At 42.5% G+C, this 26841-nt stretch carries 28 protein-coding genes and 1 pseudogene; 27 read left to right on the top strand and 2 right to left on the bottom strand.

All coding sequences use genetic code 11. The annotated features are described in order from the left end of the window. The 25 genes and pseudogenes from fliI to ACHSBP_RS07000 form a co-directional block, all read left to right on the top strand. Positions 1-661: pseudogene (gene fliI, locus ACHSBP_RS07120) on the top strand (flagellum-specific ATP synthase FliI); the annotation flags it as partial. Continuing rightward, entirely contained in the window at positions 661-1110 is a 450-nt protein-coding gene (gene fliJ, locus ACHSBP_RS07115; protein ID WP_010560582.1) for a flagellar export protein FliJ, read from the top strand. The pseudogene fliI and the gene fliJ, both read left to right, overlap by 1 nt. Before the next feature lie 63 nt (positions 1111-1173). Then, positions 1174-3090 carry a flagellar hook-length control protein FliK gene (locus ACHSBP_RS07110; RefSeq protein WP_395388433.1) on the top strand — a complete coding sequence of 639 codons (1917 nt, stop codon included), beginning with the start codon at positions 1174-1176 and terminating at the stop codon, positions 3088-3090. A 73-nt stretch (positions 3091-3163) separates the two neighbouring features. Continuing rightward, positions 3164-3703, top strand: a complete 540-nt coding sequence (fliL, locus tag ACHSBP_RS07105; RefSeq protein ID WP_010560580.1) for a flagellar basal body-associated protein FliL — start codon at positions 3164-3166, stop codon at positions 3701-3703. 12 nt (positions 3704-3715) lie between these two features. Beyond that, a complete protein-coding gene (gene fliM, locus ACHSBP_RS07100; RefSeq protein WP_010560579.1) occupies positions 3716-4807 on the top strand; it encodes a flagellar motor switch protein FliM in 1092 nt (363 codons plus the stop codon). A 20-nt stretch (positions 4808-4827) separates the two neighbouring features. After that, positions 4828-5226, top strand: a complete 399-nt coding sequence (fliN, locus tag ACHSBP_RS07095) for a flagellar motor switch protein FliN (protein WP_010560578.1) — start codon at positions 4828-4830, stop codon at positions 5224-5226. After that, the gene (gene fliO / locus ACHSBP_RS07090; protein WP_010560577.1) at positions 5223-5609 is read left to right on the top strand and encodes a flagellar biosynthetic protein FliO; all 387 of its coding nucleotides are present in this window, start codon (positions 5223-5225) and stop codon (positions 5607-5609) included. The genes fliN and fliO overlap by 4 nt, the downstream gene beginning before the upstream one ends. 60 nt (positions 5610-5669) lie before the next feature. Next, positions 5670-6368: a flagellar type III secretion system pore protein FliP gene (gene fliP / locus ACHSBP_RS07085; protein WP_395388436.1), complete on the top strand. Its 699-nt coding sequence runs from the start codon at positions 5670-5672 to the stop codon at positions 6366-6368. A gap of 37 nt (positions 6369-6405) precedes the next feature. Then, a complete protein-coding gene (gene fliQ, locus ACHSBP_RS07080) occupies positions 6406-6675 on the top strand; it encodes a flagellar biosynthesis protein FliQ (RefSeq protein WP_010560575.1) in 270 nt (89 codons plus the stop codon). Positions 6676-6686: 11 nt separating this feature from the next. Further along, positions 6687-7466 (top strand): flagellar biosynthetic protein FliR, encoded by a 780-nt coding sequence (gene fliR, locus ACHSBP_RS07075; protein WP_105170690.1) that lies wholly within the window; start codon positions 6687-6689, stop codon positions 7464-7466. A 9-nt stretch (positions 7467-7475) separates the two neighbouring features. Continuing rightward, positions 7476-8606 carry a flagellar biosynthesis protein FlhB gene (gene flhB, locus ACHSBP_RS07070; protein ID WP_336434714.1) on the top strand — a complete coding sequence of 377 codons (1131 nt, stop codon included), beginning with the start codon at positions 7476-7478 and terminating at the stop codon, positions 8604-8606. 81 nt (positions 8607-8687) lie between these two features. Further along, positions 8688-10796: a flagellar biosynthesis protein FlhA gene (gene flhA / locus ACHSBP_RS07065; protein ID WP_010560572.1), complete on the top strand. Its 2109-nt coding sequence runs from the start codon at positions 8688-8690 to the stop codon at positions 10794-10796. 21 nt (positions 10797-10817) lie between these two features. Next, positions 10818-12200 carry a flagellar biosynthesis protein FlhF gene (flhF, locus tag ACHSBP_RS07060; RefSeq protein ID WP_010560571.1) on the top strand — a complete coding sequence of 461 codons (1383 nt, stop codon included), beginning with the start codon at positions 10818-10820 and terminating at the stop codon, positions 12198-12200. After that, complete coding sequence (locus ACHSBP_RS07055) at positions 12193-13050, top strand: MinD/ParA family protein (RefSeq protein ID WP_010560570.1); 858 nt, start codon at positions 12193-12195, stop codon at positions 13048-13050. The genes flhF and ACHSBP_RS07055 overlap by 8 nt, the downstream gene beginning before the upstream one ends. Positions 13051-13058: 8 nt before the next feature. Beyond that, complete coding sequence (locus ACHSBP_RS07050; protein WP_010560569.1) at positions 13059-13775, top strand: RNA polymerase sigma factor FliA; 717 nt, start codon at positions 13059-13061, stop codon at positions 13773-13775. 50 nt (positions 13776-13825) lie between these two features. Then, a complete protein-coding gene (cheY, locus tag ACHSBP_RS07045; protein ID WP_010560568.1) occupies positions 13826-14209 on the top strand; it encodes a chemotaxis response regulator CheY in 384 nt (127 codons plus the stop codon). Between the two features lie 16 nt (positions 14210-14225). Beyond that, positions 14226-14999 (top strand): protein phosphatase CheZ, encoded by a 774-nt coding sequence (locus ACHSBP_RS07040; protein WP_010560567.1) that lies wholly within the window; start codon positions 14226-14228, stop codon positions 14997-14999. A 14-nt stretch (positions 15000-15013) separates the two neighbouring features. Beyond that, entirely contained in the window at positions 15014-17227 is a 2214-nt protein-coding gene (locus ACHSBP_RS07035) for a chemotaxis protein CheA (RefSeq protein ID WP_395388431.1), read from the top strand. 11 nt (positions 17228-17238) lie between these two features. After that, positions 17239-18393 carry a chemotaxis response regulator protein-glutamate methylesterase gene (locus tag ACHSBP_RS07030; protein ID WP_010560565.1) on the top strand — a complete coding sequence of 385 codons (1155 nt, stop codon included), beginning with the start codon at positions 17239-17241 and terminating at the stop codon, positions 18391-18393. Continuing rightward, the gene (locus tag ACHSBP_RS07025; RefSeq protein WP_394226731.1) at positions 18386-19153 is read left to right on the top strand and encodes a flagellar motor protein; all 768 of its coding nucleotides are present in this window, start codon (positions 18386-18388) and stop codon (positions 19151-19153) included. The genes ACHSBP_RS07030 and ACHSBP_RS07025 overlap by 8 nt, the downstream gene beginning before the upstream one ends. 6 nt (positions 19154-19159) lie before the next feature. Beyond that, positions 19160-20128: a flagellar motor protein MotB gene (locus tag ACHSBP_RS07020; RefSeq protein WP_010560563.1), complete on the top strand. Its 969-nt coding sequence runs from the start codon at positions 19160-19162 to the stop codon at positions 20126-20128. A gap of 8 nt (positions 20129-20136) precedes the next feature. Beyond that, positions 20137-20913, top strand: a complete 777-nt coding sequence (locus ACHSBP_RS07015) for a ParA family protein (RefSeq protein ID WP_010560562.1) — start codon at positions 20137-20139, stop codon at positions 20911-20913. Next, a complete protein-coding gene (locus ACHSBP_RS07010) occupies positions 20906-21637 on the top strand; it encodes a chemotaxis protein CheW (RefSeq protein ID WP_010560561.1) in 732 nt (243 codons plus the stop codon). Before ACHSBP_RS07015 ends, ACHSBP_RS07010 begins: the two co-directional genes overlap by 8 nt. 59 nt (positions 21638-21696) lie before the next feature. Next, entirely contained in the window at positions 21697-22191 is a 495-nt protein-coding gene (locus tag ACHSBP_RS07005; protein WP_010560560.1) for a chemotaxis protein CheW, read from the top strand. Beyond that, on the top strand, positions 22191-22592 hold the full coding sequence (locus ACHSBP_RS07000; protein WP_010560559.1) for a DUF2802 domain-containing protein: 402 nt from the start codon (positions 22191-22193) through the stop codon (positions 22590-22592). Before ACHSBP_RS07005 ends, ACHSBP_RS07000 begins: the two co-directional genes overlap by 1 nt. 342 nt (positions 22593-22934) lie before the next feature. Here the strand turns inward: ACHSBP_RS07000 and ACHSBP_RS06995 are convergent, their stop codons facing one another. Both ACHSBP_RS06995 and ACHSBP_RS06990 read right to left on the bottom strand, forming a co-directional pair. Continuing rightward, positions 22935-23234 carry an EscU/YscU/HrcU family type III secretion system export apparatus switch protein gene (locus tag ACHSBP_RS06995; protein WP_100913029.1) on the bottom strand — a complete coding sequence of 100 codons (300 nt, stop codon included), beginning with the start codon at positions 23232-23234 and terminating at the stop codon, positions 22935-22937. 1 nt (position 23235) lies between these two features. Next, entirely contained in the window at positions 23236-25425 is a 2190-nt protein-coding gene (locus ACHSBP_RS06990; protein WP_010560557.1) for a hypothetical protein, read from the bottom strand. Between the two features lie 106 nt (positions 25426-25531). On the opposite strand from ACHSBP_RS06990, the gene ccmA reads away from it, so the two are divergent. Both ccmA and ccmB read left to right on the top strand, forming a co-directional pair. Continuing rightward, the gene (ccmA, locus tag ACHSBP_RS06985) at positions 25532-26152 is read left to right on the top strand and encodes a cytochrome c biogenesis heme-transporting ATPase CcmA (protein ID WP_010560556.1); all 621 of its coding nucleotides are present in this window, start codon (positions 25532-25534) and stop codon (positions 26150-26152) included. Further along, a complete protein-coding gene (gene ccmB, locus ACHSBP_RS06980) occupies positions 26153-26839 on the top strand; it encodes a heme exporter protein CcmB (RefSeq protein WP_010560555.1) in 687 nt (228 codons plus the stop codon). Positions 26840-26841: the final 2 nt, after the last annotated feature.

Genomic DNA, 26841 nt, shown 5'->3' with positions numbered 1-26841 from the left:
TCCTGCGGATGCATCACCGCTGATGCGTTTAAAAGGCTGTGAAACCGCCGTAACGATTGCTGAATATTTTCGTGATCAGGGGTTAAACGTACTGTTGCTGCTGGATTCAGTAACGCGTTATGCCATGGCGCAGCGTGAAATTGCGCTAGCGGTAGGCGAACCTCCTGCAACTAAAGGTTATCCACCTTCTGTGTTTGCAAAACTTCCCGCCTTGGTTGAACGCGCGGGTAATGGTGGCGAAGGGCAAGGCAGCATTACGGCGTTTTTTACCGTGTTATCCGAAGGGGATGATATGCAAGACCCCATCGCTGATGCAGCCCGTGCGATTCTTGATGGGCACATAGTATTATCCCGCGAACTGGCCGATTCAGGGCACTATCCCGCGATTGATATTGAAAAGTCGATTAGTCGTGTTATGCCGCAAGTTATTAGCGAAGCACATTTGCAGCAAGCGCGTGTGTTAAAACAAATCTACTCACTTTACCAACAGAACAAAGATCTTATTACGCTGGGTGCTTATCAAAAAGGCAGCGACCCTATGCTTGATAAAACGATCGAAATGATGCCAGGAATAAACCACTTCTTACAACAAGGCATGACAGATGTTATTCCTTATGATGAAGGGTTAACTAGCTTGGCTCGTATTCTAGGACAAGGCTAATGGCGCGTGACCAACTAGCATTATTAATAAAGCTTGAATCTGACAAAGAAGAAAAACTGCGTCTCGATTTTGTTGGTGCGCAGCAACACCTTGCTAATTTACAGCGTCAATTAACGGGTATCGAGTCGTTTCGCTCAGACTATTTAGCTCAATTACAAAGTCGTGCTGCGCAAGGCGTTGGCGGTAGCTATTATAATCAGTTTCAGCAATTTATCGGCAAGTTAGATGATGCGTTAAAGCAACAACTAAACGCGATCAATACGGCAAACAAGGTGTTAAAACAGCGTGAGTCGCTGTGGTTAGCGCAAAAAGCAAAATTAGAAGCAATCCAAAAACTCAAACAGCGCAAATTAGATAAACAGCAAGCTGCGTTGGCAAAGGCAGAGCAAAAGCAGCTTGACGAGTTTGCTACCAATATATTTGTACGAAATCGAAAAACACTGGCTTAATTTTTGCTTAATTTTTAGCAAGGCATTAAAAGCGGCAATCTTTAGTTAAAGAAGAAGTGTGTTATGGCAACGATAAATTCGCAGTTAAGCATTACAAATGTTGGATTAGACTCCACGGCAACAACGAGTGAAAGCGAAAATAAAAGCGGTTTTTTAGCTGTTTTTGAATCTGTGCAAAATGAAGTGCAGGGCAAACATGCATCCGCCGATGAAGAGCAAAATAGTCGTGATGATAGTCAATTGTCGGACGAAAATGATACACCCAAGCAAATAGACGATTCAGATAATGTCACTGATGAAGGTGAACAAACTGAATCTGCCGTTGCCAATATCGATGAGTCGCATACGCAAGATGATATGTCAGTGACTCGCTCATCCGAATTTAAACAGCTCGATGATAGTGCGAATACTAGCAAAGAGGATTCTGAATCAACCCCAGTAAAATCAATGCCAGTTGAAGAAACTAAACAGGCAGATACTCAACAAGCACAAACTGAACAAACACAAAAAGCAACAAGCAACGATAGTAATGCAACTACCTCACTGCTTGAACAACTAACTAAAAGTAAGTCTTTTGATGTGAGTATTTCGAAAGGCAGTGAAAGTACAGAGCAAGCACAAAGTGTAAAAGCGTCGGTCGATAGTGACAGTGCCGCCGAAAGCGATTCGGTGAAAGACGGTGCAACTAAGGTCAATCTCGCTCAAAACTTAGTGTCGCTTGATAATGAATTTGCCAAATTAGACAAAGAAGGCCTTGAAACACTTAAGCAATTTTTTACACAGCTCGATAAAGAAAGCGAAATACCACAGGGGCTTTCTAAACACGATCTCCGCTTAGTTATGGAGAAGTTAAACGTGGCAATTGCAAAAGCTGAGTCAAAAGCAAAAGAGCAGCCTGTCACTTTGCAATCAGTACTTACTGCACAATCAGCTAAGTCAAATACCGCGCAACAAGCGGTTGAACAAAATGCCACACCGGATGACCTTGTAACGGAAAGTGATAACGACCAAGCACAATTGCAAAGTACGTTAGCGTCACGTGCTCTTGGTGAGACTGTAGCTGTGGCAAATAAACAACAAACCATTACACGTCCAGATACACAAGTCCCACATAATGTGACTGCGGTTGCTAAAGCGGTGGCACAAGAGCAAAACGTTGATCTCGACGTACAGAAAACTACCGTAGAGCTAATTAATCAACAGGCAACAAAACCAGCGCCTGCAAGTGTTGTATCGTTAAGTAGTCAAGCTGCGGAAAAATTACAGGCGAGCAATGAGCAAACCAGTAGTGTTAAACAAAGTAAAGTTGATACAACTCAGCTGGTGGATGAGCCAAACCTTGAGACAGAGACAAGCACAGAGCAACCGCAAAGTTTTGCAAAATTGCTTAATAGTTTAAAAACAAATGCGAATACACCAGTGCTATCGCAATTAGTCTCGCAAATTCAAACGAGTCAACTTCAGCAGGCTGAAGTAAGCGAAATCAACCAGCAGCACTTAGCGATGCAAACTGCACAAGTGATCCAAAACACCAAAAAAACCACAATTAGTGCTGAGCAAGCATTGCAACAACCGGTCAATATTGCCAAGCGTGATGCAGCTAAAGCATTATTTAATAAAGCAAATATGCTACTAAACTTAAACTTGAAAGAAGCGGAAATTAGATTAGACCCACCAGAATTAGGTTCGATGCAAATTCGCATTCGTTCTGATGCCGAACAAGCACAAATAAACTTTGTAGTGCAAAGTCAACAAGCGAAAGATGTACTTGAACAATCAATGGGGCGACTAAAAGAAATGCTTGCCGAACAGGGCATTAATTTAGGTGAAAGTAGTGTATCTGAACAAGGGCAAGGTGAGCAGCAAATGGCGGAGCAGTCTGGTCATTCGTCGAGTTCAGAGCGTGAGCACGAGTCCGTTAGCAATGTAAGTGAACAAATTGTCAGCAAACAGCAAGATGGAATCGATTTTTACGCATAACACTAATTGCTATTAAACGGAAATAAACGCACTATTATATAAAATAATAAATAGCAGCTACGGAAACGTCACAATGGCAGAAGAAAAAGATCTTGAAATTGAAGAAGGTGGAGAGAAAAAAGGCGGCAAAATGATGATTATCATTATTGCTGTTGTGGTATTGCTCGCGGGTGGCGGCGCCGCATTTTTCTTTTTAGGTGGCGATGACAGTGCCCCTGCAGAAACACTTGCTGAGGAAACCGCATCTGCCGAAGGTGGCGAAGGTAAACCAAGTGGTAATAGTGCTGAAATTGGCAGTGCGTTGTACGTCGGTATGCCAAGACCATTTGTGTTTAATGTACCGGGTTCAAATAAAGACCGTTTGGTACAGATTAAAGTGCAATTGTTAGTGCGTGGCGATGTTAACGAAGAAACCGCAAAACGCCATATTCCGCTGATTGAAAATACCTTATTACGCGTATTTTCAGCAAGTAATGCAGATGATTTAAGCACTACAGCTGGAAAAGAAGCACTGCGCTATAACGCATTAACCGAAGTGCAAAATGCATTGGTAGAAATTGAAGACAGTAAAGTCGTAGAACGCGTGTTGTTTACTGGCTTTGTAATGCAATAATTAGGAGTTTAGGTGAGCGATTTATTATCTCAAGACGAAATCGATGCGCTCTTACATGGCGTCGATGATGTTGATGAAGAAGAGATAGACGAAGGCGGTGATAGCGATTCGTCCGCGCTGCAATACGATTTCTCATCTCAAGATCGTATTGTTCGTGGCCGTATGCCGACGCTGGAAATCGTTAACGAACGATTCGCTCGCCACATGCGTATATCCTTATTTAATATGATGCGCCGCACTGCAGAAGTGTCGATTAACGGCGTGCAGATGATCAAATTTGGCGAATACATCCACACCTTATTTGTTCCAACCAGTTTAAATATGGTGCGCTTTAGACCGTTAAAAGGCACCGGTCTTATTACCATGGAAGCGCGTTTAGTGTTTATTTTGGTGGATAACTTCTTTGGTGGTGATGGACGTTACCATGCCAAAATTGAAGGGCGTGAATTTACACCAACCGAACGCCGTATTGTGCAAATGCTACTTAAAATCATTTTTGAAGATTATAAAGAAGCGTGGGCACCGGTGATGGATGTGTCTTTTGAATACCTTGATTCAGAAGTGAACCCAGCAATGGCTAACATTGTGAGCCCGACAGAAGTTGTGGTAATCAGTTCGTTTCATATTGAACTGGATGGCGGCGGCGGGGATTTCCATATTGCGCTGCCTTACTCAATGCTTGAGCCAATTCGTGAATTACTTGATGCCGGTGTGCAGTCAGATACAGAAGACACCGATTTACGTTGGTCTAAAGCACTGCGCGATGAAATTATGGATGTAGAAGTCGATCTTAGTACGCGTATGCTTGAAGTGGATTTAAGTCTGCAACAAATTATGGACTTAAAAGAAGGTGATATTATTCCGGTAGAAATGCCAGAACATATTACGGTATTCATTGAAGACTTGCCGACTTACCGCGCCAAAATGGGTCGTTCTCGCGATAACGTTGCGCTTCAAATTAGTGAAAAAATTAAACGCCCTGAATCTGTTAAATCAGAGCTACATGTATTTACAAAGGGCGGGAAAAAGCTCGATTCAGATGCTGAGTTGGAGCAATTGGAAGAAGATTTACATTTATCAGATGGTGTAGACCTCGACTGGTAATTAACTGAGAGAAATTTAGTATGAGCGATGATCAAGATACAATGGACGAATGGGCTGCAGCCCTAGCCGAAGCTGAAGGCGAAGACGGTGGTGATGCCGAAGTTGCTGAACTCGAAGAGCTGTCTGAAGATTCGAAAGCCGATTTAACGACTGAAGAAAAGCGTAAGCTCGATACCATTTTAGATATTCCAGTTACCATTTCGATGGAAGTGGGTCGTTCTAAAATTAGTATTCGTAACTTACTGCAATTAAACCAGGGCTCAGTGGTTGAACTTGACCGCGTAGCGGGTGAACCACTTGATGTACTCGTAAATGGTACCTTAATTGCTCACGGTGAAGTGGTTGTTGTTAACGATAAATTCGGTATTCGCTTAACAGATGTGATCAGTCAAATCGAGCGGATCAAAAAGTTACGATGAAAAAAAATATCGGTTTACTCAGTACGTTACTGATAGTACCGTTTAATCTGTTAGCGGCAGAGCCAGCTGGATTTCAACAGTTGGCTTCTATGATTATGTCGTTGCTGCTTGTGGTAGGCTGCATTGTTTTGCTTGCCGTGTTAATCAAGCGATTTAACCCACAAATGACGCCCAGTGACGAGTTTAAAGTGATTCGTTCCATCAACATTGGCAGCAAAGAACGCCTGCTAGTGGTGGAAATGGATAACAAGCATCATGTACTCGGTGTAACTTCAGGCTCTATAAACTATTTATATCAATTAGAAACGCCGTTGGCTGAGCAGCAAATGCCTGAGTTCGCCAAACAATTGGCGCATTTTATGAATCCTAAAAATAAGAAATAATATATGAACCGGACGTGTTTCAATGTAGTGCTATTTGTGTTGTTAGTGTTATTGCCAGAGATGGCATGGGCGAATGATGCTTTGCAAGCGCTAACGGTTAAAACTAATGCGGATGGTGTGCAGGAATACTCGGTTACGCTACAAGTTTTAATTATGATGACGGCGCTGAGTTTTATTCCAGCTGCCGTGATTATGATGACATCTTTCACCCGCATTATTGTGGTGTTGGCTATTTTGCGCCAAGCAATTGGTTTACAGCAAACGCCGTCGAGTCAGCTTTTGGTGGGTATGGCGTTGTTTATGAGCATTTTTATTATGGCGCCCATTTACAAGCAAATTGATGACCGCGCGATTCAGCCATATCTCAACGAAGAGCTTACGTCGGTACAGGCGCTTGACCAAGCAAAAGAGCCACTTAAAGCATTTATGCTTTCGCAAACACGTATTTCAGATTTAGAAACCTTCGCCAAAATAGCCGGTTACGAACAACTCGACTCCCCAGAAGATACGCCATTTATTGTGGTTATTCCTGCATTTATCACCAGTGAATTACAAACCGCGTTTATTATTGGTTTTATGTTCTTTATTCCGTTTTTGATTGTTGATTTGGTGGTTGCCAGTGTGTTGATGGCTATGGGTATGATGATGCTATCGCCAATGATTGTGTCATTGCCATTTAAAATTATGCTGTTTGTTTTGGTTGATGGCTGGTCGTTGGTAATGGGCACGCTCGCGCGTAGTTATGGGTTAGGTACATAGTACTGTGGCGATAACATACCCGCGAATAGGAGGCTAAATGCAACCCGAAGTTTTTGTAGAAGTACTCAGCGATGCACTTTTTCTGGTTATTAAGTTGGTTGCAGCCATTATCGTACCAAGCTTAATTGTGGGGCTAATTGTTGCAATCTTCCAAGCTGCAACTTCAATTAACGAGCAGACCTTAAGCTTTTTACCGCGTCTTATTGTAACCTTACTTGCGCTTATTTTTGGTGCTCACTGGATCACCCAAGAATTGACTGATTACTTCCGTCAGATGGTGGAGATTATTCCGCAAATTGCTGGTTAAAATAGGCCTTTATGGAAATTTTATTTTCGCAATTAGTACAATACCTTTCGGATTTTTTATTACCGTTATCACGCATTGCTGCAATGTTTATGGTGATGGTAGGTATTGGCGTGAAAACTGTTCCGACGCGCGTAAAAGTTGGGTTATCGGTACTGGTGACCTTGCTAGTAATGCCGATTTTACCACCTAGTCAATTTAACGAGCTATTCAGCTTTCAAATGGTCATTGTGGTGCTGCAGCAGATCTTGATTGGTGTTGCCATGGGGTTTGCGTCAGTAATGATGCTTAATACCTTTATTCTTGCAGGTCAAATACTTGCAATGCAAACAGGCCTTGGTTTTGCGTCAATTGTTGACCCTGCAAATGGGCAAAGTGTGCCTGCGGTCGGTCAGTTTTATTTAATTCTTGCAACCTTACTATTTTGGGTTTTTGACGGTCATCTAATGATGATCCAAATGCTTGTACATAGCTTTACTGCGTTACCTATTGATGGCACCTGGTGGCCTGTTGCAAACTTTCAAAAACTGGCGTTATGGGGCAGTTGGATGTTTGCGACAGCCTTAGTGTTATCACTAGCGCCGTTAACTGCAATGCTAGTTATCAACTTCTCATTTGGTGTAATGACTCGCGCTGCGCCGCAACTTAATATTTTTACTATAGGTTTCCCGTTTACATTGCTTGCAGGCCTTGTAATTATTTGGGCAACAATGACTAACTTTACTGCGCAATTTGAATTTCAGTGGCTAAAAATGGTTGAGCTAATGTGCGATCTTGTTGGTTGTCAGGTGTAAGGAACGGATATGGCTGAAGGCTCAGATCAAGAACGCACCGAAGAACCCACCCCCAAAAAGCTGCAAGACGCAGCGAAAAAAGGACAGGTAGCGCGCTCAAAAGAAACGGGCACCACCTTTGTATTGATTGCTGCTGCCGTGAGCTTTTTACTGTTTGGTAAAGACATCGCTGTAGGCTTATATAATGTGATGGGGCGTTTGCTTTCGCTAAATCGTAATGAAGTCTATGACACAACCAAGATGTTCTCGGTGTGGGGTGAAGTTGCAAGTGAACTTTGGTATGGCATGACAATGTTTGTGTTGTGCTTATTGGTTGCAGGTGTAATTGGCAATACATTTCTAGGTGGTTTTAATTTTAGTTGGCAAGCAGCTGCACCTAAAGCGAGTAAAATGTCACCTCTCAAAGGCTTTGCCCGCATGTTCGGTAAACAAGCGGCCATTGAATTAGTTAAAGCATTATTAAAGTTTGGCCTGATTGCAACGGTTGCTGTTTACTTAATCAAAGGCTATTTCCCCGAAATTCTTACCCTGAGCTTAGAGGCTGTGCCTGGTAATATTGAACACGCATTGTGGATCTTGGCGTGGATGTTTTTTGCCCTGGCGATGACGCTAATCGTTATAGCGTCAATTGATGCACCATTTCAAAAGTGGAATCATAACGAACAGCTAAAAATGACCTTGCAAGAGGTTAAAGATGAATACAAAAACAGCGAAGGTGATCCTCAAATCAAAGCCCGCATTCGTCGTACCCAGCGAGAAATGTCGCAGCGCAGAATGATGCAAGATGTGCCAGATGCCGATGTGGTAGTTACAAACCCAACTCACTACGCTGTTGCACTTAAATATGATACCGCTAAAGCCGGCGCTCCTATGGTTATTGCTATCGGTGGTGACCAAATAGCGCTGCAAATTAGAAAAATAGCAGATCGCTTTGACGTACCGATTGTCGAATCGCCCGCATTGGCACGTTCATTGTTCCACACCGGTGAAGTGGGTCAGCAAATTCCGGAGCAGTTGTTCGTTGCGGTGGCACAAGTACTTGCTTATGTTTTCCAATTAAAACAGTTTAATAAAGGGCGTGGTAAACGCCCAGAAAAACTCGCTAAAGAGCTACCAATACCTGAAGATTTCAAATACTAAACAGTAAGTTATCGCTACTTTTCTTGTTGGAACGGTATTTGCTTTAGCTATACCAGTGTCAATATATTGAATAGCTGCTGTATGGACTTCAAGGCCACATTAAATCAACTAAACGCAAATAAATCGGATTACCTGAAAGGTATAGGTACACCTATTCTTGTGCTTGCTGCGCTCGGTATGGTTGTGTTGCCAATGCCTGCGTTTTTACTCGATATACTGTTCTCTTTTAACATAGCGTTATCGCTGGTCGTTCTACTTATTACCTTGTATACCTTGAAGCCTCTCGATTTCGGTATTTTCCCAACCGTTTTGCTAATAGCCACTATCTTACGCCTTGCGCTGAATGTAGCCAGTACCCGAGTCGTGTTGCTTGAAGGTCATGAAGGTGGCGATGCAGCGGGTAAGGTAATTGAAGCATTTGGCTCAGTTGTGATCGGCGGTAACTATGCTGTTGGTTTAGTTGTATTTTTGATTCTAATTATTATTAACTTTGTGGTAATTACCAAAGGTGCAGGCCGTATTTCAGAAGTGTCTGCACGTTTCACCTTAGATGCAATGCCAGGTAAACAAATGGCGATTGATGCAGACTTAAATGCAGGCTTTATTACCGCGGAACAAGCGCGAGAGCGCCGCACCGAAGTAACTCGTGAAGCAGACTTCTACGGCTCAATGGATGGTGCCAGTAAGTTTGTAAAAGGGGATGCTATTGCCGGTATTATCATTCTTGTTATCAATATTATTGGTGGTTTATTTATTGGCATGATCCAGCATGATTTACCGTTTAGTCGTGCAATGGAAGTATATACGCTACTTACGATAGGTGATGGCCTTGTTGCTCAATTACCTTCGCTACTTTTATCTATCGGTACCGCGATTGTGGTAACGCGTCAAAATGAATCGCAAAACATGGGCGAGCAATTTCACGCCCAATTAGGCAATGATAAAGCCCTTTATATTGCAGCAGGTATTTTGATTGTAATGGGGTTAGTGCCAGGCATGCCGAAAGTTGCGTTCTTGGGGTTAGGCTTTTTAATTGGCGGTGTGGCTTATGTGAATCAGCGCATTAAAACGAAAAAAGCAGAAGAAGAATCGAAACAGGTTGCAAAAGGCGGTTCACCCGGCCAAGAGCAAGCGCAAATTGAGCAAAAAGAGTTGGGTTGGGATGATGTACAGCAAGTGGATGTAATTGGCCTAGAGGTTGGTTACCGTTTAATTCCACTTGTCGACCAAGCACAAGGTGGTGAATTACTGAGCCGCATTAAAGGGGTGCGTAAAAAGTTATCTCAAGAGCTTGGCTTTTTAGTACCGCCGGTTCATATTCGAGACAATTTAGAGCTAGATCCGAACGAATACCGCATCACATTAATGGGGGTTTCTAGTGGTAACGGTGAATTAAAACACAATAACGAATTGGCGATTAACCCAGGCCAAGTATTTGGTGAAGTAAAAGGGGTTGCGACCAAAGACCCTGCATTTGGCTTAGATGCTGTGTGGATCGCACCAGAACAAAAAGATGAAGCACAATCACTTGGTTATACCGTGGTTGATGCTGCAACTGTGGTTGCAACACATATTTCTCAGTTATTACACAATAACGCAGCCTTGTTATTGGGTCATGAAGAAGTACAAAACTTACTTGATATGCTAGCCAAGTCGCATCCGCGTTTAATTGAAGGCTTAGTACCTGATATTTTACCGCTCACTACAATTGTAAAAGTACTGCAAAACTTACTTAATGAAGGTGTGCCAATTCGCGATATGCGTTCGATTGTTCAAACCCTCGTTGAGTACGGCCCTCGTAGCCAAGACCCAGACGTACTAACGGCTGCAGTTAGAATCTCACTGCGTCGATTAATCGTTCAAGACGTTGCTGGCAATGCACCAGAAATCCCTGTCATAACATTGGCGCCTGAGTTGGAACAGATGTTGCATCAGTCCCTTCAAAGTGCAGGTGACGAAGGTGCTGGCATTGAGCCAGGGCTCGCAGAAAGACTACAAAATTCTCTCGGCGATGCACATCAAAACCAGGAAATGGCGGGTGAACCTTCAATACTGTTGACATCAGGTATGTTGCGCAGCGTGTTATCGCGATTTGTGAAACACAGCCTACCGGGTTTGCGCGTGATGTCATATCAGGAAGTACCTGAAGAAAAGCAGATCAAAATTGTTTGCTCAGTCGGTCAACAGTGATAAGTAGAGACGAGGTGTCACATGAAAATTAAACGTTTTTTTGCTAAAGATATGCGCAGCGCGTTGAATGAAGTAAAGCATGAGCTAGGTCCTGATGCAGTTATCATGTCAAATAAGCGCATGGCTGATGGTGTTGAAATTGTGGCAGCTGTTGATTATGAAAAGTCAGTGCAAGCTGCACCTGCAGCGCCTAAGTTAAGCGAAGAAAAGCCTCGTTTTAGTAATAATTTTGTTAAGCCAAAACCACAAACAGCGACCCCTGAAAAACAAGCAGCGGTAGCAGATAGTTTATCGGCATTACTTGAGCGCCAAGCGAAAAAATCACCTCAATTTGATAAAGCACCTGAGCCAAAGCAGCCTCGTAATTGGTTTGATGACGATGATTCACTCACATCGACACAGCAAGATGCCCTTGATAGCTTTGCTAAGCCAAAGCAACAAAGCAGTTATGGCAACCAAGCTCAGTCGCTTGATGAAATGCAAGCAATGCGTGATGAAATGGCATCGATCAGACAGTTACTTGAGCACCAACTTTCTGGCTTAATGAATGAAGATATGGCGCGCCGTGACCCAACTCGTGCTCTTTTACTCGACCGTTTGAAAGGTATGGGTATCAGTGAAGCAGTAGCGGACCAGCTTGCGTGTTTTATTCCAGATGACGTTGCACCGCGTCAAGCGTGGCAAGAAACACTTAATATGCTGAGCAAACAGCTATACACTGCAAATAATGAGATTTTGCGTCGTGGTGGCGTATATGCGCTAGTTGGTCCTACTGGTGTAGGTAAAACTACCACAGTTGCAAAGCTAGCTGCACTTGGCGCACAAAAATTTGGCGCCAACAATATCGCACTAATCACAACAGATACTTATCGTATTGGCGCATATGAGCAATTATCGACTTATGGTCGTATTATTGGCTGCCCAGTAAAGCAAGTTAAAAATGCAGAAGAACTCACTGAAATTCTTTATCATTTAAGAAATAAGCGTCTAGTATTAATTGATACAGCAGGAATGAGCCAACGAGATATACGTTTGACTGAACAACTCAACACCTTAATGCGCAATAGCCGAGTAGATATTCGCAGTTACCTTGTGTTAAGTTCAACAGCACAGCTTGAAGTACAGCAAGAGGCGATTAAACAGTTCAAACAGGTACAGTTAAGTGGTTGTATCTTCACAAAACTTGATGAATGTCTAAGTTTAGGTGAAATTATCAGTGTAGCCATTCAAAATCGTCTGCCAATAGGCTATCTTACCAATGGGCAGCGTGTACCAGAGGACATTCGTGTGGCAAATGCGGAAAAATTGGTCAGCAAAGCTCAGCAGTTGTATGCAAAACGAACAAACGCGCAAGCAAGACGTGCATCAAGCATGGCGCATCAAGCAGTAGGAATGTATGATTAACCCAGAATTAGATCAAGCTAGTGGCCTGCGGAAAATGAAAAACAACAACAAGGCTGTAAAAGTAATTGCGGTAACTGGAGGTAAAGGGGGAGTTGGTAAAACCAATGTCTCTCTAAACATGGCAATCGCCATGGCTCAGCAAGGCCAAAAAGTACTGGTACTCGATGCCGATTTGGGTTTAGCAAACTGTGATGTAATGCTGGGTTTGCGTGTAGAGCGTAATCTTTCTCACGTGCTTTCAGGTGAATGTGACCTCGAAGATATCTTAGTTGAAGGGCCGTATGGTATGAAAATTGTACCTGCGACATCTGGCTCTCAAAATATGGTGGAATTAACACCATCTGAACACGCTGGCCTTATTCGCGCTTTTGGCGAATTAGACTCACACTATGATGTATTAGTCGTTGACACTGCGGCCGGTATTTCAGATATGGTGCTTAGTTTTTCTCGCGCTTCACAAGATGTGCTTGTTGTTGTGTGTGATGAACCAACATCAATAACCGATGCTTACGCACTGATTAAAGTGTTAAGCCGTGAGCACGGTGTGTACAAATTTAAAATAGTTGCGAACATGGTACGCAGCTTAAAAGAAGGCCAAGAGCTTTTCGCAAAATTATCAAAAGTAACCGACCGCTTTTTAGATGTATCGCTTGAGCTAGTCGCAACAGTTCCATTTGATGAAAATATTCGAAAAGCGATTCGTAAACAAAAAACCATTGTTGACGTATTTCCAAAATCGCCTGCAGCAATTGCGTTCAAAGCACTTGCAACTAAAGCGGCGAGCTGGCCAATTCCAAATCAGCCGTCAGGACACCTAGAGTTTTTCATTGAGAAACTGGTTAGTAATTAGGAACGCCTATGAAAAGAACCGCTGCCTATGCTAATCAAAATCAATTATCGCAACTTGTCGAACAGCATACGCCGTTGGTTAAACGCATTGCCTACCATATTTTAGCGCGTCTGCCGGCGAGCGTTATTGTCGAAGACCTCATTCAGGCAGGCATGATAGGATTAATCGAGGCTGCTAAGAACTTTGATGGCAGTAAAGGTGCGAGCTTTGAAACCTATGCGGGTATTCGTATTCGCGGTGCAATAATTGATGAAACGCGTAAAGGAGATTGGGTACCTCGCTCAGTACATAAAAACGCCCGTGAAGTCGCCGCGGTCATCAATCAGCTAGAATCATCACTCGGACGTGAACCAAAAGACAGTGAAGTAGCTGAAAAACTTGATATTACGTTAGATGAGTACCATCATATTCTAAGGGATATAAGCAATGGTAAAATTATCGGCATTGAAGATCTCGGTGTTGATGAAGATGTCATCGACGCAGGGCTCGGCAATAAAGAACAAAATCCATTAGTTGATATTCAACAGGATAAATTTAATAAAGCGTTAGTAGAGGCAATACAAACTTTGCCAGAAAGAGAAGCGTTAGTGCTGTCACTTTACTACAATGATGAAATGAATTTAAAAGAAATTGGGCTAATTCTTGAAGTGAGTGAATCAAGAGTGAGCCAAATACATAGTCAGGCCATGGTGCGCCTTAAAGCAAAAGTCCATGACTGGATATAGAATAAAAGTAGTAAGTAAACAATTAGGTGCATACCTCACTGGAGGATATTTTGGATAAAAACATGAAAATTCTTGTAGTTGACGACTTTTCAACGATGAGAAGAATCATTAAAAACCTGTTAAGAGATCTTGGTTTCACAAACGTGCAAGAAGCAGACGACGGTAGCACTGCGCTACCAATGCTGCAAAACCAAGAGTTTGACTTTGTAGTTACGGATTGGAATATGCCAGGTATGCAAGGTATAGATTTGCTGCGCGCGATTCGCGCGGATGACAGTCTAAAACACATACCGGTACTAATGGTAACTGCCGAAGCCAAAAAAGAGCAGATCATTGCTGCAGCGCAAGCAGGTGTAAACGGTTATATCGTTAAACCATTTACAGCAGCAACGCTTAAAACAAAGCTTGATAAAGTTTTTGAGCGTTTAGGCTAACGGGAAGGAGAGGTTTATGTCAGCAAGTGCTGCGCCTCAAATTACCTTAGAACAAGCTAAGCAGCTAGTTGCGTTTCTTGAAAACGATGAGCAACAACAAGCGCAAGAGCTGCTAAAGCAAGTTACGGCAATTGAGCAAGATGAATTATTTGGTGAGGTAGGCAAACTAACTCGTCAACTGCATGATTCATTGAAAAATTTTCAACTTGATACCACTTTATCGGCGCTAACAACTGAGTCTATCCCTGACGCAAAAGAACGTCTCAATTATGTTATGGAAATGACAGAGCAAGCTGCGAATACAACGATGGACGCCGTTGAAGCATCGCTGCCTATTGCCGATAACTTGCAAACAGGTCTCAACAATATTAAGCCCAAATGGGACAAATTAATGTCGCGAGATCTTAAAGTTGGTGAGTTTAAAGTGTTATGTCATGAGCTAAACGGCTTTATGGACGAAGCAAAAACAAATTCTGATAAATTAAATGCATTAATGACAGAAGTGCTCATGGCCCAGGGTTACCAGGACCTCACAGGTCAAGTTATTCGACGCGTAATCGAGCTTGTCCGAGAAGTCGAGGATAGCCTGATTCATATGTTAACTGTGTTTGGCACACCTGTAGAACATGATGAATCGCCTGAAACGACAATACAACAAGAACAACAAATGGTTGCTGATGGTGAATTAGACCAAGTAGCTGAAGGTCCAATTATAAATGCTGAATCACGTGAAGATGTGGTTTCAGGTCAAGATGAAGTAGACGATCTGCTGTCTAGTTTGGGCTTCTAATCGGAGAAAAATGCATGAGCTTTGATGTCGATGAAGATATTTTACAAGACTTTTTAGTCGAAGCCGGTGAAATCTTAGAGTTGCTCTCAGAACAGTTAGTTGAACTGGAAAATAATCCAGAAGATGCTGATTTACTGAATGCGATATTTAGAGGGTTTCATACCGTAAAAGGGGGCGCTGGCTTCTTGTCTATGACAGAGCTAGTCGATGCATGTCACGGCGCAGAAAATATTTTCGATGTTTTACGACAAGGCCAACGCAGGGTTACTCCTGAATTAATGGATGTGATTTTACAGGCACTTGATACCATCAATGAAATGTTTGCTCACATTCAAAATCGCGCTCAGCCCGATCCTGCTGACCCGCAGCTACTGGCAGAACTACATAGACTTAGTCAGCCTGAAAGCGCAGATGAAGCACCGGTAGCCGAAGCGCCAGCAGAAGAAATTGTCGAACCAGAAGCAGTCGAAGAAGACCCGTTTGTTGATATTTTATTTGATGCTGATGCGCCAAGTGATGAAGCACAATCTTCTGGCGATAGCGTTGACGATATCACAGAAGAAGAATTTGAAAGCTTATTAGATGAGTTACACGGCTCTGGTAATGGCCCAGCCTCTAATGCAGCGCCAGAAGCGAGTGAAAGTAGCGACTCTGATGAAATCACTGATGATGAATTTGAAAGCTTACTCGACGAATTACATGGCGCTGGTTCATTCGGTGGCGCGTCTGAGACAAGTGCGCCAGAAAGCGCAGCTCCTGCGGCTTCATCGGGTGACGATGAAAACATTACCGAAGATGAATTCGAAGCCTTACTTGATGAACTTCATGGCAAGGGCAGTGCGCCAAGCACTGCTGAAAAATCATTTAATACTGAGGCGGTAGCGGCAAAACCGGCAACGCCAACACCACCTCCTGCGGCTAAGCCAACGCCGGCGAAACCACAAGCTTCAGCACCAAAACCAGTAGCTGCTAAGCCTGCTGCGCCAAGTGCAGCCAAACCAGCTGCAGCGCCAAGTAAAGCACCAGCTAAACCGGCAGCGCCACCGGCTGAAACGACAGTGCGTGTTGACACCAAACGCCTTGACCAAATCATGAATATGGTCGGTGAACTGGTATTGGTTCGAAATCGACTTGTCAGCTTAGGTGCTAACGTTAGTAATGAAAGTATGGGTAAAGCCATTTCTAACTTAGATGTGGTGACCGCAGACTTACAAGGCGCGGTAATGAAAACCCGGATGCAGCCAATCAAAAAAGTATTTGGCCGTTTCCCTCGCGTTGTACGTGACTTAGCGCGCAGCTTGAAAAAAGAAATTAATTTACAGCTAGTTGGTGAAGAAACAGATTTAGATAAAAACCTTGTTGAGGCACTTGCAGATCCACTAGTTCACCTTGTACGTAACTCGGTGGATCATGGTATTGAAATGCCAGACGATCGTGAAGCTGCAGGTAAACCACGCACCGGTACGGTGACGCTGTCAGCATCTCAAGAAGGTGATCATATCTTGCTTACCATTGAAGATGATGGTGCGGGTATGGACGCAGAAAAGCTGAAAAGTATAGCGATTGGTAAAGGTGTAATAGATGCCGATCAGGCAGCTCGACTGTCAAACAACGAAGCGTATAACTTAATCTTTGCGCCAGGTTTCTCTACCAAAGAAGAGATTTCTGATATTTCTGGTCGTGGCGTGGGTATGGATGTGGTTAAAACCAAAATTACCCAATTAAACGGTACAGTGAATATTGAATCAGAAAAAGGTAAAGGCACAGTACTTGAAATTAAAGTACCACTGACGCTCGCTATTCTACCTACCTTAATGGTCGTAGTTGGTCAGCAAACGTTTGCATTGCCACTTGCGGGTGTAAGCGAGATATTCCACTTAGATCTTACTAAAACAAATCTAGTTGATGGGCAGCTAACGATTATCGTCCGTGATAAAGCGATTCCGTTGTTCTATCTAGAAAAATGGTTGTTACGGAATCCTCGCAGCGAACAAAAGCGTTCGCAGGGGCATGTTGTTATTGTGCAATTAGGTACGCAACAAATGGGCTTTGTGGTTGATTCCTTAATTGGTCAGGAAGAAGTGGTAATCAAGCCATTAGATGCTTTATTGCAAGGTACGCCGGGTATGGCGGGTGCAACAATTACGTCAGATGGTGGCATTGCACTAATTTTAGATGTACCAAGCTTGTTAAAGCACTACGCAGGCCAAGGTCGCAATAAAAAGTAAGAGAGCACTTAATGACAATTAGGGTTTTAGTAGTAGATGATTCAAGCTTTTTTCGCCGTCGTGTGAGTGAAATCTTGAGTCAAGATCCCAATATTGAAGTGATTGGCACAGCTAACAATGGTAAAGAGGCGGTTGAAAAAGCTGCCGAATTACGACCATCGGTTATCACAATGGATATTGAGATGCCTGTGCTTGACGGTATTAGCGCTGTAAAGCAAATAATGCAGCAAACGCCGACACCAATATTAATGTTCTCTTCGTTAACGCATGATGGAGCAAGTGCAACGCTTGATGCACTTGATGCCGGCGCGTTAGACTTTTTACCTAAAAAGTTTGAAGATATTGCTCGCGACAAAGAAGAAGCAACGAAAGTACTTCAACAAAAAGTTAAAGAAATAGGCCGTCGCCGAGTAGGTGGTTTTAGACCACAGCGTGCAACATTAAATCAAGCGCCAACGGCAAGAACAACACCTGAACGCAGCACTAGCCCAACGTTACGTCAACCTGATAGAACTTTTGCTGCTCGCTCCACACCGGTTGATTCGCGTGCGGCAACTAAAAGCGAAAGACCAAAAGCATCTGGTAAACAATATAAGTTAATGGCAATTGGTACTTCTACAGGTGGTCCGGTTGCGCTGCAAAAAGTGCTTACGCAGTTACCAGCCAACTTTCCTCATCCAATTTTGTTGATTCAACATATGCCAGGTGCATTTACACCGGCATTTGCACAGCGATTGGATTCACTTTGTCGAATCAAAGTTAAAGAAGCAGAAAACGGCGACTTGCTCAGACCAGGCGTTGCATATTTAGCACCTGGTGGTAAGCAAATGCTAGTTGAAGGTCGTAGCGGCAATCAAAAGCTAAAAATCTATGAAGATGATAGCGCTCGTGTCACTTACAAACCAAGCGTTGATATCACTTTTGCTAGTGCAGCAAAAAGTTACGGTGATTCTGTGTTGGCAATTGTACTTACCGGTATGGGAGCTGATGGCCGAGATGGTGCACGCATGCTAAAACAGGCGGGCTCTAAAATTTGGGCACAAGATGAAGCCTCTTGCGTTGTATACGGTATGCCACAAGCGGTTGCAAGTGCTGGTTTAAGCGAGAAAAGCATCGCATTGGATGACGTTGCTAAACATATCAACACGGAAATAGGTTGTGGATAAACTAGCCGTTTTTGGTGCGATTATAGCGTTTGTAGCAATTGGCTTAGGGTATACCATTGAAGGTGGTGTGCTGGCGAATTTGTTTGATTTGTCAGCATTCATAATTGTGTTTGGCGGTACGCTTGGCGCGGTAATGTTGCAGGCAACTAAATACCAGTTTACCACAGCCATTAAAATGCTGCCTTGGGTGATAACGCCACCTAAGCATGATTTTGCAAAAGGCATTGAGCAAGTAAAAAACTGGGCGGCAAAAGTACGTCATGACGGCTATTTGTCGTTAGAAAACCTTGCTATTGATGAAAAAGATCACTTTGTATCAAAAGGCCTAAATTTGCTTGTTGACGGCAGTGACGAGCAGCAGTTCTTTGACACCATGGAAAACGAAATTTTGCAACGTCGCAATGCACTTAACGAGTCAAGCCAAGTGTATCATGCCATGGGGGGCTATAGTCCAACTCTCGGTATTCTCGGCGCCGTACTCGGTCTTATTCAAGCAATGAACTTTATTCAACAACCCGATATGTTAGGTGCGGGTATTGCCACTGCGTTTGTTGCTACTATTTACGGTGTTGGCTTTGCCAATCTTCTTTATATTCCAATTGCCAATAAGTTGGCTTATTTAGTGGATGAACATTGCCGTTATCATCAAATGTTAGCTGAGGGGATGTTTTGCATTCTTCAAGGTGATACGCCTAATGCCATTGAACAAAAGCTTTCGGCGTACTTAATCGAAAAAAATAATAAGTCGTTGTTTAGGTAGTCGTGTATGCCACGCTTTAAGCCTTTTAAGCAAACCGAACAAAACGATAACACACATCGCTGGCTAGTTTCTTATGCCGATTACATGACATTAATGTTTGCGTTATTTGTTGTGATGTACGCGATGGCCATTATCGAAGAAGAAAAATTTTCAGTGTTGTCAGACACAATTTCTCATGTGTTTAAAACAACAGACCAATTTAGCAAAGGTACGGGAAAAGGCGTATCTGGTGAAGGCATTCTTACGAGCAACGAACCAAAAGTTGATTCGCAACTGCACGGCATTAGTATTGTAAATGAAGAAAAAGGGCCAGAACTTGTCGATGGACGAGGAGAGCTGAGTAATTTACAGCAAAAGTATTTAGGCCAGCCGCTCGATGCGCTTGAAGAAGACCTAAAAAAAGCGATATCTGATGAAATTGAAGCGGGGCAAGCGCAGTTAGAAAAGGACATGAATTGGCTTACCATAGAGCTGAGTTCAAGCTTGTTGTTTGCCAGCGGTAGCGCGGTTGCCACTGAACGTGCAAGAACTGTTTTACGTTCATTACTGCCAATTTTAAATGCTAACCGAAACTACTTAAGAGTGCGTGGTTACACTGATAATCAGCCGATAAATAATGAAGTATTTCGTTCTAATTGGCATTTATCGGTAGCCCGTGCGACCGAAGTGCTGGTATGGCTTGAGTATCTCGGCATAATCCCTGCAAGAATGGCTATTGAAGGGTATGGTGAGTACTCGCCGTTTAGCGATAATAATGATGAACAAGGGCGTCAGCAAAATCGCAAGGTGGTGATCGCAATTTCAAAATATGCATTGCCAGAAACCGATGGAACTGAGATAACAGCTAACGCAAAACAAACCACTGAGCAAGCGGTGGAGAAGTTAAAGCAGGATGCAGAAAAAGACGATTCACTTAAAGTAATCGAATTACCAAATGGTGGTATTCGCATAACAACCCGAGAACAAGAACAATAGGTATTCGCTTGAAAATTTGGACGGTAGCAAATCAAAAAGGCGGTGTGGGTAAAACCACAACCACAGTCACCTTGGGAGGCTTATTAGCGTCTCGTGGTAAACGTGTGTTGCTGATTGATACCGATCCACACGCGTCATTGACTTATTATTTTGGTATTGACTCTGAAGAGCTAGAAGTGAGTGTGTTTGATATTTTCTCACGTGGTAAAACCATGGCTCGTGAAGAAATTTTGCAATCTCTGTGCCCGTCAGGGGTAGAAAATTTAGATATCTTGCCAGCTACTATGGCAATTGCCACACTAGATAGAAGTCTCGGTAAAAAAAGTGGTATGGGTCTTATTTTGCGCAATGCACTCGATAAAATTAGTGACGAATACGATGTTGCGATTTTGGATTGCCCACCAGTACTTGGTGTATTAATGGTTAACGCACTCGCTGCATGCAACCGCGTATTAATTCCAGTGCAAACCGAGTTTTTAGCACTAAAGGGCCTAGACCGTATGATGCGCACTATGGAACTAATGCAAAGTTCACAAAATAAATCGTATAACTATACGATTGTCCCTACTATGTACGATAAGCGCACTAAAGCGTCACTTGAAGCATATAAAAAATTACGTGCCACTTATGGCGAAAAAGTATGGCCGGGCGTCGTTCCGGTCGATACTAAATTACGAGATGCAAGTTTAGCCATGCAGGCACCACACAAATATTGTCCTAAATCACGCGGGGTATTTGCTTATACTTCTTTGCTAGAACACATTGAAGAGGCAGTGAATGACTAAGCAACTTTTTGCAAATGAAAAGGTAATGAAGCAGTATCTAGATGCCTTATTGCAAGAAGATATTGCGCGCGACTCAGTCGCTAACCCAGTTGAAAATTTATTAAGTGACGTTGAAGTTAAAGCTGCCGAGCATCAGCAGGCTACAACTGAAAAGGTAATAGCAAAGCCAGTTGTAAAAGAGCTTGTAATTGCACCGGAAGTTAAGGTAGAGGTGGTTGAAGCGGTTGAAGTTGCTTTACCGCCAGCACGCACGCAAGATGCCACATATGATGATGACGAATTTCAGGCGCTTTACTTTGAAGTTGCAGGATTAACGCTTGCTGTACCGCTTAAGGCATTAGGTGGAATCTACCAATTAGGTGAAGTAAATCAAATATTTGGCAAGCCAGATTGGTTTAAAGGGGTGATGCTTCATCGTGAACAAAAGCTCAACGTAGTTGATTCTGCGCGTTGGGTAATGCCAGAAAAATATAACAAAAAGTTAGAAGAAGCGCTAAACTATCAGTATCTTATAATGTTAGGTGAATCTAACTGGGGGCTGTTAGCTGAGCGTTTAATTGATAATGTCAGTTTATCGCATCAAGATATTAAATGGCGTGATAAAGGTGGTCGTAGACCATGGCTAGCGGGATTAATTAAAGAGAAAATGTGTGCTTTAATTAATGTATCAGCAATGACTGAATTATTAGATCAAGGTTTAGATAGCCAAGACGATGACGCATAGCGCTAAGTCGTTTAGTTAGTAGCAGTTAATACATATCCACATTGGATAGGAGCTTAAAAATGAGTGAAGAAAGAGTTCTTTCGTCAAATGCAACCGACGTAAATGATGAAGTATTGCAATGGGTTACGTTTCACTTAGGTGAAGAAACGTACGGTATTAATGTAATGCAAGTGCAAGAAGTGTTGCGTTACAGTGAAATTGCTCCTGTACCAGGCGCTCCGGGTTATGTGCTAGGTATTATTAACCTACGTGGTAACGTGGTTACAGTAATTGATACACGTACTCGCTTTGGTTTACAAAGTGCAGAGGTTACCGACAACTCGCGTATTGTGATTATTGAAGCTGAAAAGCAAGTGATTGGTATTTTGGTTGATAGCGTTGCAGAAGTAGTTTACTTACGCACATCTGAAATCGATAGCGCACCAAATATCGGCACTGAAGAAAGTGCTAAGTTTATCCAAGGTGTTTCTAATCGCGATGGCGAATTACTGATTTTAGTCGATCTAAATAAACTTCTAAGTGATGAAGAGTGGGATGAGCTAAGTAATTTCTAATGATTTGGCAAATTATCTCTATTCTTGCGCTTTGTGTTGCGGTTTGTGCCTGTGTTGTTGCGTTTCGCGCGCTTTCGCGTTTAAAGCAGGTGCAAATTGTTAACTCACAAAGTGAATCGCAGTTAACCAAACAGCAAACAATTAATAAAAACGAAATAGAAGAGATCCGCTCGGGCCTACTTAAAATTGGTAAGCATGTGATGGAACTTCAATCTGAAACGCAAGAGCTAAAACAAAAACAACAAGATATTCAGTTGGCTGATCCTGAGTCTAAAATTTACTCACGCGCAGTGAAAATGATTGAGCTTGGGGCTGATATTGAAGAAGTGATGCGAGAGTGTGAATTGCCTCGCGCAGAAGCTGAGTTGTTATTTACGCTTCACCAAAAAGAAGGTGAGTAATTACTACTTTCTAACCTAGGGCGGCTGCTCTAGGTTACCTTTCCATTGCGCCTCAAACTGCATTAAATAACCGATTAACGCTAGGCTTCGATATAGAACTAAATTCACAACGGTTCAATTAGCTTTAGCGTTTACCTCTGTATATTGATGTACTTATGCATACACAAGTGCAAATAATCCCAATTCTGTTAAGCATGAGATCAGGGATAGCGCAGGATAAATGAAATGATAACACGGCGGAATTTTTCCTATGTAGTTGTTGTGCATTGATAAATTCTAACGCAGTTAGCGTGATATTTAGTCCGCTAGAATGAACAGCTACATAAGTAAATTGGTATAAGCTTACACCTTTACATCTAATTTATTGTGCAGTGCTAACCAGCCCGGTGGGAATTTTCCTTGCAGTACATATGAAAATGCGATGAGTTCAGCAATAACATAATAAAGCTCTTCTGGAATTTCTTGCCCCACTTCGAGGTTTGCTAAGCTGTTTGCTAGCGCTTCGTCTTGATGAAGTAAAATATCATTGTCTTTCGCATACTGAATTATGTGTTCGGCTAATTCACCAAACCCTTTACTGCTTACTTCTGGTGCGCCTTGGCCATCATATATTAAGCCGATTGCTGATTTTTGCGTTGTCATATCACACCTTAATGTTAACTATGCCGGAGCGTGTTGACAGTGATTGTTGTTCTGATACATGAAATTCGCTTTGTGTTACTTCAATACCGTGTTGCGTCAGTTTTTGTTGTAATAAAGGCGCTTGGGTTTTTGCTTTTTCAATCAATCGCGTATGGGATGAGTTAAAACTGAGAGATAACTGCTTTTTAATAAGCTCTGCACCAATATTTAGAATTGAATTTTCTACTTCAAACGCTAAATTAATACGCCATACAGATACCAATTCGCCGTTTTTCGTTTTTCGTTTTTCTTCTTCAATTGAAATAGGTGCTGTGGCTAGTTTTTCATTTTGTTGCATGGGTATTGAAAACTGCATATTGACTTGTGGTTGTTCGGTACTGCTCGTTTGTTGTGATGTGCTGCTGGCATTTCCTTGCAACCCTTTTTGTAGCGCGCTAAGGCTGTCTGTCATATTTTTTTGTAGTAATGCTGGCAGCGCTAACTGGCCTTTTAGGGATTTACTGTCTTTTTTATTTGTTAGCCCTTTCGACAGTCCAAGTAAAATGGGTAGTAAATTTTCAAGTTTGCCTTGCAGCTCATGATTGAGCGTTGCTTGTTGTAAAACGCCGTTGCTTGCAAGAGAAATTTTGGCGTGTTCCATCGCGCCAAAAGGCGTTTGCAATGTATCAGTTTGGGTATTTTGCAGTGGTGCTACTACCGATTTCAATTGCAGCACAGTTTGTGGCACCGCTGTGCCTTCGCTGATTATTCGTGTAAACGCTTGATTTACTAATCGGGCTAATGGTTCAGGCAATTTTGGTTCTGACGCAAGTTTACTAATTTGCTGGGTCAAAATGCTGAGTGGATTTTGTTTTGCTGTAGCCTCTAGTTTGGCAGTAAGCTCGCTATGATTCGATTTAATATTAATTGCACTTTGATTGGGCGCAACAATTGGAACTTGTAGACTCGCGCTTGGTTTAAGCGAGGGAGTGGTGACAAGAGGGCGAGCGTAAATCGGTGCTTTTTGAACTGGCGCTTTGCTTTGAATAGGCGATGTAGGAAGTTTTTCAGTGCCGCTTTTTATCTCAAATTTAGCTAAGGTAACATCTGCTTTTGCATTTTGGTTTGTTGTAGTCACTTGTATGTTGATACTGCCTTGTGCGGCATGTTTAATCGTGACTTCTCGTCCTGATAATAGCGAGCGGATACTTGCCATAATGGGTTCAAGTAGCGGTTTAGCGACACTTGCTTTTAACGATGTAAGTTGATTAATAACGGGTAGCTGATGGCTTTGTGGCTTAGGTGCAGCAATAAAGTCTTGCGCCTTTAGCTGTTTAGTATCTGATTGAACTAATTTAATTGTCATTTCAAGTTTTGGCACCGTTAGCACCGCCTTATTACCTAAATTTTTTAGATTCGGCTTGAGTATCTGATTTGATACAAGATGATTTTCTAACGGCAATTGAACGGCATTTTGGTTAATTTTAATCGTTGGGGCTTTCGCGGTATCAAGTTGTAGCGGTGCATTTTGCAGCTTAATCAAATCAATTACTTTTTTCATCGACAAAGGTTGGGTTAGCACCGGTTGGCTGTGTTTGTCGAGTTTTACGCTAAAGCTAAATTTCTCTTGTTTAGTCGCTATTTCAATTATTGCGGGTTGATTGTGCTTAACTAAACTGACTAAGTTTTTTGGTAAATCACTGGTGATTGAGGCTTTTTGCGATTCAACCGCAAGTAAATTGGGTTGATTGACAATGTGAGCTGGTAATTTGAGCGTAGGCTGTGCACTGATATCGTTTGTGGCGAGTTTAAGAAGCTGAAAAACCACGTTGTTTGGTAACTTAATTTCATGCTTTGGCAGAGAGACTAACAAGTCAGTTAGCGAGGTGCTTAATGTTACCTGTGCCTTATCTGTCTGTAACTGTATTGTTTGATTAGGAATAATTAGCTCAATAAGCTTTGGTGTTAGTTGAGGTAAATTAAACGACAGCTTATTTTTACTAATATCAACATTGCTAATATTGAGTGTTTCGTTTAGCAGTGCAGTGAGCAATTTTTGACTTGTTTTTGTGGGTAAATTCAACTGCTGCATTAACTGTTGCAATTGTTTTACTTGGTCTTGCTGTGTGGGGCTTAATTGCGATAACGCGCTTTGCTCTGTATCAACAGTGGCGCTACTAACAACATTTAGCAAAGATTGAATATCGGTCATCTGTTTTAAATCAAGCTATTGCCAATTTCTCTTATCGAGGAGATTACGTTTTACAATACCATTATGTTAGACTAATGCCCAATTTTAGGTCGAGAGATGATTAAACTTGTTAAAAGTAGATTCAATTTGCTGCATTCGGCAAGATAGATGTTTATTTGAAGATCTCTCTTTTGAATTACATCAAGGGCAAATTGTCCAGTTAGAAGGGCAAAATGGTGCGGGTAAAACCTCGCTACTACGTATTCTAGCGGGATTTGTGCGTGCTGAATCGGGCAAGGTTTTGTGGCAAGGTCAAGACATTGCCAAAGATAATCTGCAATTTGCAAGTGATACGCTTTATATTGGTCACAAAACTGGGGTAAATGGTCAATTAACTGCAGTTGAAAATCTTGCCTTCTGGCTTGAAACCCATGGTTTAGAAACACAGCAAGATTTACACGATGTATTAGCGCAACTTGGATTAGTAGGCCTTGAAGATGTGCCAGTACGTTTACTCTCGGCTGGGCAACAACGTCGTGTTGCACTGGCGCGCCTTTGGCTTAACAAAGCAACACTCTGGATGCTCGACGAACCCTTTACTGCGGTGGATAAAAAAGGCGTGGTGCTATTGCAGCAGCAATTCAAAAAACATTTAGCACAAGGTGGCGCGATTATTTTAACTAGCCACCAAGACCTAACAGAACATTTCCCCGAGCTGTCGCGCTTAGTATTGGAGTACCGTTTCTAAATGAAAACTCACGATTCTTACTGGCGCTTATTTTCAAGTATCTATAAAAAAGATCTGACGTTGGCATTTCGTCAGCGCTCAGAAATTATTAATCCTGTTTTATTTTTTATCATTGTGATCACCTTATTTCCGTTAGGGGTTGGTCCTGAGCCTAATCTATTAGCGCGTATGGCACCAGGAATCATTTGGGTAGCTGCATTGCTCTCTACCATGCTAGGTTTAGATAAAATGTTCCGCGATGATTACGTGGATGGTACGTTAGAGCAAATGATGTTAAGTCCATTTCCAACATCATTGACCGTGTTAGCTAAGGTTACTGCACATTGGACGGTTACTGGGTTACCTTTGGTGCTAATGACACCCATGTTCGCCTTATTACTTAATTTAGAAAGCGAAGCGTTAACGGCGACCTTGTTGACGCTACTGATTGGTACGCCGTTGTTAAGCCTAATTGGGGCGATAGGTGCGGCGTTAACTGTGGGATTACAAAAAGGCGGCGTACTGCTTAGCTTGTTGGTATTGCCTTTGTATATTCCGGTACTAATTTTTGCGACATCTGCAATCGACGCAGGTTCTATGTCGCTTGACTACTCGGGTCAACTAGCCATATTAGGGGCGCTGCTTGCCGGTGCAAGTGTATTAGCGCCATTTGCCGTTTCATCATCTTTAAAAGTGAGTGTAAGTTAGTT

It is taken from the genome of Pseudoalteromonas sp. XMcav1-K (genome assembly GCF_044005875.1).
Taxonomy (GTDB): Bacteria; Pseudomonadota; Gammaproteobacteria; order Enterobacterales; family Alteromonadaceae; genus Pseudoalteromonas; species Pseudoalteromonas spongiae.
Note: the sequence above shows the minus strand (reverse complement) of the source record. Positions and strands in the feature narration are given on the sequence as shown.

Coding starts and splice junctions, on each gene's coding strand:
- fliJ (WP_010560582.1), top strand. CDS start 661: ATGGCGCGTGACCAACTAGCATTATTAATAAAGCTTGAATCTGACAAA.
- ACHSBP_RS07110 (WP_395388433.1), top strand. CDS start 1,174: ATGGCAACGATAAATTCGCAGTTAAGCATTACAAATGTTGGATTAGAC.
- fliL (WP_010560580.1), top strand. CDS start 3,164: ATGGCAGAAGAAAAAGATCTTGAAATTGAAGAAGGTGGAGAGAAAAAA.
- fliN (WP_010560578.1), top strand. CDS start 4,828: ATGAGCGATGATCAAGATACAATGGACGAATGGGCTGCAGCCCTAGCC.
- fliO (WP_010560577.1), top strand. CDS start 5,223: ATGAAAAAAAATATCGGTTTACTCAGTACGTTACTGATAGTACCGTTT.
- fliP (WP_395388436.1), top strand. CDS start 5,670: ATGGCATGGGCGAATGATGCTTTGCAAGCGCTAACGGTTAAAACTAAT.
- fliQ (WP_010560575.1), top strand. CDS start 6,406: ATGCAACCCGAAGTTTTTGTAGAAGTACTCAGCGATGCACTTTTTCTG.
- fliR (WP_105170690.1), top strand. CDS start 6,687: ATGGAAATTTTATTTTCGCAATTAGTACAATACCTTTCGGATTTTTTA.
- flhB (WP_336434714.1), top strand. CDS start 7,476: ATGGCTGAAGGCTCAGATCAAGAACGCACCGAAGAACCCACCCCCAAA.
- flhA (WP_010560572.1), top strand. CDS start 8,688: ATGGACTTCAAGGCCACATTAAATCAACTAAACGCAAATAAATCGGAT.
- flhF (WP_010560571.1), top strand. CDS start 10,818: ATGAAAATTAAACGTTTTTTTGCTAAAGATATGCGCAGCGCGTTGAAT.
- ACHSBP_RS07055 (WP_010560570.1), top strand. CDS start 12,193: ATGATTAACCCAGAATTAGATCAAGCTAGTGGCCTGCGGAAAATGAAA.
- ACHSBP_RS07050 (WP_010560569.1), top strand. CDS start 13,059: ATGAAAAGAACCGCTGCCTATGCTAATCAAAATCAATTATCGCAACTT.
- ACHSBP_RS07040 (WP_010560567.1), top strand. CDS start 14,226: ATGTCAGCAAGTGCTGCGCCTCAAATTACCTTAGAACAAGCTAAGCAG.
- ACHSBP_RS07035 (WP_395388431.1), top strand. CDS start 15,014: ATGAGCTTTGATGTCGATGAAGATATTTTACAAGACTTTTTAGTCGAA.
- ACHSBP_RS07030 (WP_010560565.1), top strand. CDS start 17,239: ATGACAATTAGGGTTTTAGTAGTAGATGATTCAAGCTTTTTTCGCCGT.
- ACHSBP_RS07020 (WP_010560563.1), top strand. CDS start 19,160: ATGCCACGCTTTAAGCCTTTTAAGCAAACCGAACAAAACGATAACACA.
- ACHSBP_RS07010 (WP_010560561.1), top strand. CDS start 20,906: ATGACTAAGCAACTTTTTGCAAATGAAAAGGTAATGAAGCAGTATCTA.
- ACHSBP_RS07005 (WP_010560560.1), top strand. CDS start 21,697: ATGAGTGAAGAAAGAGTTCTTTCGTCAAATGCAACCGACGTAAATGAT.
- ACHSBP_RS07000 (WP_010560559.1), top strand. CDS start 22,191: ATGATTTGGCAAATTATCTCTATTCTTGCGCTTTGTGTTGCGGTTTGT.
- ACHSBP_RS06995 (WP_100913029.1), bottom strand. CDS start 23,234: ATGACAACGCAAAAATCAGCAATCGGCTTAATATATGATGGCCAAGGC.
- ACHSBP_RS06990 (WP_010560557.1), bottom strand. CDS start 25,425: ATGACCGATATTCAATCTTTGCTAAATGTTGTTAGTAGCGCCACTGTT.
- ccmB (WP_010560555.1), top strand. CDS start 26,153: ATGAAAACTCACGATTCTTACTGGCGCTTATTTTCAAGTATCTATAAA.